At 53.6% G+C, this 5,110-nt stretch carries 6 protein-coding genes and 1 riboswitch; of the genes, 5 read left to right on the top strand and 1 reads right to left on the bottom strand.

Annotated elements, in window-relative coordinates; translation table 11 throughout:
- Positions 1-238 precede the first annotated feature (238 nt).
- A riboswitch (cyclic di-AMP (ydaO/yuaA leader) is annotated at positions 239-370 on the top strand.
- The 5 genes from H8J70_RS12205 to H8J70_RS12225 all read left to right on the top strand — a co-directional run bounded on the left by H8J70_RS12205 (position 370) and on the right by H8J70_RS12225 (position 4,881).
- A complete protein-coding gene (locus tag H8J70_RS12205; RefSeq protein ID WP_186504567.1) occupies positions 370-1,125 on the top strand; it encodes a C40 family peptidase in 756 nt (251 codons plus the stop codon). Its footprint overlaps the riboswitch before it by 1 nt.
- A 116-nt stretch (positions 1,126-1,241) precedes the next feature.
- The gene (gene alaS, locus H8J70_RS12210; RefSeq protein WP_186504570.1) at positions 1,242-3,842 is read left to right on the top strand and encodes an alanine--tRNA ligase; all 2,601 of its coding nucleotides are present in this window, start codon (positions 1,242-1,244) and stop codon (positions 3,840-3,842) included.
- Positions 3,843-3,883: 41 nt separating this feature from the next.
- The gene (locus tag H8J70_RS12215; protein ID WP_186504571.1) at positions 3,884-4,144 is read left to right on the top strand and encodes an IreB family regulatory phosphoprotein; all 261 of its coding nucleotides are present in this window, start codon (positions 3,884-3,886) and stop codon (positions 4,142-4,144) included.
- Positions 4,145-4,151: 7 nt separating this feature from the next.
- The gene (gene ruvX, locus H8J70_RS12220) at positions 4,152-4,580 is read left to right on the top strand and encodes a Holliday junction resolvase RuvX (RefSeq protein WP_186504568.1); all 429 of its coding nucleotides are present in this window, start codon (positions 4,152-4,154) and stop codon (positions 4,578-4,580) included.
- Complete coding sequence (locus H8J70_RS12225) at positions 4,573-4,881, top strand: DUF1292 domain-containing protein (RefSeq protein WP_186504569.1); 309 nt, start codon at positions 4,573-4,575, stop codon at positions 4,879-4,881. The genes ruvX and H8J70_RS12225 overlap by 8 nt, the downstream gene beginning before the upstream one ends.
- Positions 4,882-5,001: 120 nt before the next feature.
- Here H8J70_RS12225 and H8J70_RS12935 read toward each other — a convergent pair whose 3' ends face one another.
- Positions 5,002-5,106: an IS3 family transposase gene (locus tag H8J70_RS12935; protein ID WP_425489114.1), complete on the bottom strand. Its 105-nt coding sequence runs from the start codon at positions 5,104-5,106 to the stop codon at positions 5,002-5,004.
- Positions 5,107-5,110 lie beyond the last annotated feature (4 nt).

Consider the following 5,110-nt stretch of genomic DNA (forward strand, 5'->3'; position numbering starts at 1 on the left):
GAAAGTCTTACCTCAGGCAGTGTCCAACTTATTAAAAAGTACTGTTCAACTTTGCGTCAAATTATATTTCTGATTCTAATTTTTTAGATTTTAGTGTCCAAGTTTTGTTGACCAGTGCAGAAGAGGCGAAATTACAGCCCACGAACACTAGATGGTATAAAAGAAAGGTGGTTCTATGTGCCCTGCACATAGAACCGAAAGAGGCGAAATTACAGCTCACGTAACCTAGATAGATTTCAATTGTAGTATGTCGAATCCCCGCAAGGGGTACGGAGGACCCGCGCACGTGGGGTGAATCTGCCATTTCCGCAGAGGGCCTGCCTCAGGCCTAACCCGTCAGCTAACTTCGGAGACAGAGAGGAGTATTCGATGTGGAATACAATGCGCCGCGCCCTGGGACTGAGTCTCGTCCTGGCAGCGGCAACCCTGTCCGTCAATGCCTACAGCATTGGCGATCAGGGAGTACAGGTACTGAAGATCCAAAAGCAGCTCAGCCAATACGGCTATCGTATCAAGGCAGACGGCGTCTACGGCGGCGAAACCGCCCGGGCTGTCCAGCTCTTCCAGGCAGATAAGGGCCTGGCCATTGACGGCATCGTCGACAACAAGACCTACCGCAAACTGACAGGGTCCTCCTTATCTAGGGACGAAGCAAAACGGGCAGAACAAGCTAAAAAAGCAGCAGCCACCTTGAAAACGAAGTATCCCAGCCGTAACTACGGCGAATATTCCAAAGCCAGAAACATTACGAGCCACGACGTCATTGGCGACCGCCTCGTATCGACGGCCAACCGCTACGTCGGCGTGCCCTACGTCTTTGGCGGCAACACGCCGAGCGGCTTCGACTGCTCGGGCTTTACACGGTACGTCTTTTCCCATAACGGCATCGAACTGCCGCGCATGGCAGACGAACAATACCGCCTCGGTTCTTCCGTTTCCCGCGAAGAACTCATGCCCGGCGATCTGGTCTTCTTTACGACGTACGAAGCAGGCGTATCACACGCCGGCATCTACGTCGGCAACGACCACTTCATCAGTGCCACGACCAGTGGCGGCATCCGCGTCGACAGCATGGACAGCGACTATTGGGCTTCCCATTACGTCGGTGCCCGGCGCGTACGCTAAACAATATAATAACTATTAGCACAAAATTGCCAGAAAGGTTGCTCAGACCAGGCAAATAAGCGTATAATCTGACGCAGAGAAGCTAATAAGAGGGAGTGTTTAATATCATGAAGTATATGACGGGTAATGAAATCCGCACAGCCTATTTGGAATTCTTTAAAAGCAAAGAGCATCTCATCTTGCACAGCTTTCCGCTCATTCCGGAAAACGACCCAAGTCTCCTGCTCATCGGCGCCGGCATGGCCCCGCTCAAACCCTATTTTACAGGCAAACTTGTACCGCCATCGTACCGCGTGACGACCAGCCAAAAATGCATCCGTACAGATGACATCGACAACGTAGGCCGCACAGCTCGTCATCATACGTTCTTTGAAATGCTGGGGAACTTCTCCTTCGGCAACTATTTCAAAAAAGAAGCCATTTCCTGGGCCTGGGAATTCCTCACCAAGGTCCTCGAACTGGACCAGTCCAAGCTCTCCGTCACCATCTATCCCGATGACGACGAAGCCTACGACTACTGGCACAATATGATCGGTCTCCCGGACGACCACATCTTCAAGATGGACGACAACTTCTGGGAAATCGGCGAAGGCCCGTGCGGCCCGGACAGCGAAATCTTCTACGACCTCGGCCCGGAACGGGGCTGTGGCAAACCGACGTGCACCGTCGGCTGCGACTGCGACCGCTACCTCGAAATCTGGAACCTCGTCTTCACGCAGTTCAACCGCACGAAGGACGGCGAATACGTACCGCTCGAAAAGAAAAACATCGATACCGGCATGGGTCTCGAACGTATTGCCTCCGTCGTCCAGGAAAAAGAATCAAACTTCGAAACAGACCTCATCTATCCGATTATTGAAAAAGTCATTGCCATCAGCGGCGGCGACTACAGCAAACCGGACCAGAAGATGGCCATGAAGGTCATTGCCGACCACATCCGCGCTGTCACCGTCATGATTGGCGACGGCATCCTGCCGAGCAACGAAGGCCGCGGCTATGTCCTGCGCCGTATCCTCCGCCGCGCCGTCCGTTACGGCCGCGTCCTCGGCATCAATGACCTCTTCCTGAGCTCCCTCGTCGACACAGTCATCACCATTCTCGGTGCCGAATACCCGGAACTCAAACAGTACGAAAGCCTCATCAAACGGATCATCGACACCGAAGAAAAACAGTTCAGCGCTACCCTGGCCCAGGGCCTGGAAATGCTGCAGGACCTCATGAACGCAGCCGGTGACAAAAAAGTACTCGACGGCCAGTCCGTCTTCAAGCTCTATGATACCTTTGGGTTCCCTGTCGAACTGACCCAGGAAATCGCCGAAGAAAACGGCTTTGAAATCGACCTGGACGGCTTCAAGGAAGCCATGAAGGAACAACAGGACCGGGCCCGTGCAGCCCGCACCAAGGTCGACGCCAAAGTCGTCGTACCGGATACGACCAAACTCGACCAGTCCAAGCTCGTCAACGACCCGGCTGCCGAACAGGCACAGATCGTCATGATCGGCAAGGACGGCGTAGAAGTAGAAACAGCCGGCGACGGCGAAGAAGTCACGCTCATTCTCGACGCCAACCCCTTCCACGCCGAAGGCGGCGGCCAGCTCGGCGATACAGGCAGCATCCGTGCTGCCGGCGGCAGTGCAGCCGTTAGCGACGCCAAGGCCTTGCCGAACGGCCTCGTATACCTCATTGCCACGGTCAAAGAAGGCGCCATCCACAGCGGCGACACCGTACAGCTCAGCGTCGACAAAGCCCGTAACCTGGCGCTCGCCCGCAACCATACGGCAACGCACCTCCTGCAGGCAGCCCTGCGGACCGTCCTCGGCAACCACGTCAACCAGGCCGGCTCCCTCGTCACACCGGACCACCTGCGCTTTGACTTTACCCATTTCTCGCCCGTCACGGCAGCCGAACTGGAAAAAGTAGAACAGCTCGTCAACGACGAAATCCTCAAAAACGACGTCGTCACCATCGAAGAAATGCCTATCGACGCAGCCAAAGAAAAAGGCGCTATGGCCCTCTTTGGTGAAAAATACGGCGACATCGTCCGCGTCGTCTCCGTCGACGGCTTCAGCTGCGAACTCTGCGGCGGCTCCCACGTCAAGAGCACAGCCATTATCGGCTCCTTCCGGATTCTTTCCGAATCGGGCACCGGTACAGGCGTACGCCGTATCGAAGCCGTAACCGGCGCTGCGGCCCTGCAGAAGGCCAAAGAAGACCAGGCCGTCCTGCGCCAGCTCGCAACCGACCTCAAAGCCAAGAACAGCGAAATCACGACGAAGGTCGCAAACCTCATGAGCCAGCTCAAAGAAGCAGAAAAAGAACTGCAGCAGCTCAAAAAGGAAGCAGCCCTCTCCGATCTCGACACCATTCTCGCCAGCCAGGAAACCATCGGCGGCGTCAGCGTCGTAGCAGCCGAAACCCAGGCCGACTCCATGGACAGCCTGCGTGACCTGGCCGATACGATCATGGATAAATTGGGCAACGGCGTTGTACTCCTCAGTGCAGCGCATGAAGATAAAATCAACTTCGTCTGCAAGGTTGCTAAAGCAGACACCAAAAAAGGCCTCCATGCCGGCAAGATTATCAAAGCGGCAGCCCAGGTTGCCGGTGGCAACGGCGGCGGCCGTCCCGATATGGCCCAGGCTGGCGGCAAAGAACCGGCCAAAGCCGGCGAAGCCCTGCAGGCTGGCAAGCAGCTCGTCCAAGAACTGCTCGGCTGATTTCCCTGCAGCGATGTAAAGAAAAAAAGGATGTGATTATGATGGCAGTTAGTGATGAAACGATGATCGTCCAAAACAGGAACGAAGAGCAGACCGTAGCCTCTATGATTCTGGAAGACGTATATCACGCACTGGAAGAAAAAGGGTACAATCCGATCAATCAGATCGTGGGCTACCTTCTTTCCGGCGACCCTACGTACATTACAAGTCATAATAATGCGCGCAGCAATATTCGCCGTATCGAACGGGATGAACTCATTGAAGAACTCGTCCGTTCGTATGTAAAACAGCATAACCTATAGGAGCTTTATGAGAATTTTAGGCTTAGATGTAGGCTCACGCACCATTGGCGTAGCCTGCAGCGATGCCCTGCTGCTCACTGCACAGGGCGTAGAAACGATCCGCAGGAAATCCAAACAAAAGGACTTCGAACGCCTGCAGGAACTCGTCAAAGAAAAAGAAGTACACCGTATTGTCGTGGGCAAACCCCGCCACATGAACGGCGACTACAGTGAAAATATCGAAAAGATAGAACACTTCGTCGAAGAACTCAAAGGCGTCATGCCGGACATGGAATTTGTCTACTGGGATGAACGCCTGACCACGGTCATGGCGCACCACGTGCTCATGGAAGGCAACGTGCGCCGCGAAAAGCGCAAGCAGATTGTCGACAAAATGGCGGCAGTCTTTATATTGCAAAATTACTTAGATGCCCAACAGGGAGGACAACATGACTGAAGAACGCATGGACAACGAAACGGTTGAAGAAGTAGAACTCATCACCATCACCGGTGAAGACGGACAGGAAGAGTACTATGCAGAAGATGTAACCATCGAATATGCAGGCAAACAGTTTGCCGTACTGGTTCCCTACGTCGAAGACGAAGAAGCTGCAGCCACCACCAGCGGTGACGCTATTATCGCCCGCATTGACGAAGAAGACGGCGAACCCGTCTACGTCTCGCCGACGGACGAAGAATTCGACGCTGTCGTAAAAATCTACGACCAGATCGTAGCCGAAGACACAGTAGAAGAATAAGAACAAGACAAACGCCCTGTCTGGGAGACACAAAGTCAGCCTGAACCGCTCCCCGTCAAGTAGACAGAGCAAAAAATAAAACATGTACTTATTACTGCCACCGATATCCGGTGGCAGTTTTTATGCTGCCACGTAATAGTTATTGTGCTTTTCCATCGGGGTTACTACACCCAGTTTTCTCTGTAAACGCTTAGTATTGTAATAGCCAATGTAATCTTCAATCATTGCA

Source organism: Megasphaera hominis (assembly GCF_014269395.1).
In the GTDB taxonomy this organism is placed as follows: domain Bacteria; phylum Bacillota; class Negativicutes; order Veillonellales; family Megasphaeraceae; genus Megasphaera; species Megasphaera hominis.

What these genes read in the sequence shown, in the direction of transcription:
- H8J70_RS12205 (WP_186504567.1), top strand. Translation starts at nt 370, where the DNA reads ATGTGGAATACAATGCGCCGCGCCCTGGGACTGAGTCTCGTCCTGGCA.
- alaS (WP_186504570.1), top strand. Translation starts at nt 1,242, where the DNA reads ATGACGGGTAATGAAATCCGCACAGCCTATTTGGAATTCTTTAAAAGC.
- H8J70_RS12215 (WP_186504571.1), top strand. Translation starts at nt 3,884, where the DNA reads ATGGCAGTTAGTGATGAAACGATGATCGTCCAAAACAGGAACGAAGAG.
- ruvX (WP_186504568.1), top strand. Translation starts at nt 4,152, where the DNA reads ATGAGAATTTTAGGCTTAGATGTAGGCTCACGCACCATTGGCGTAGCC.
- H8J70_RS12225 (WP_186504569.1), top strand. Translation starts at nt 4,573, where the DNA reads ATGACTGAAGAACGCATGGACAACGAAACGGTTGAAGAAGTAGAACTC.
- H8J70_RS12935 (WP_425489114.1), bottom strand. Translation starts at nt 5,106, where the DNA reads ATGATTGAAGATTACATTGGCTATTACAATACTAAGCGTTTACAGAGA.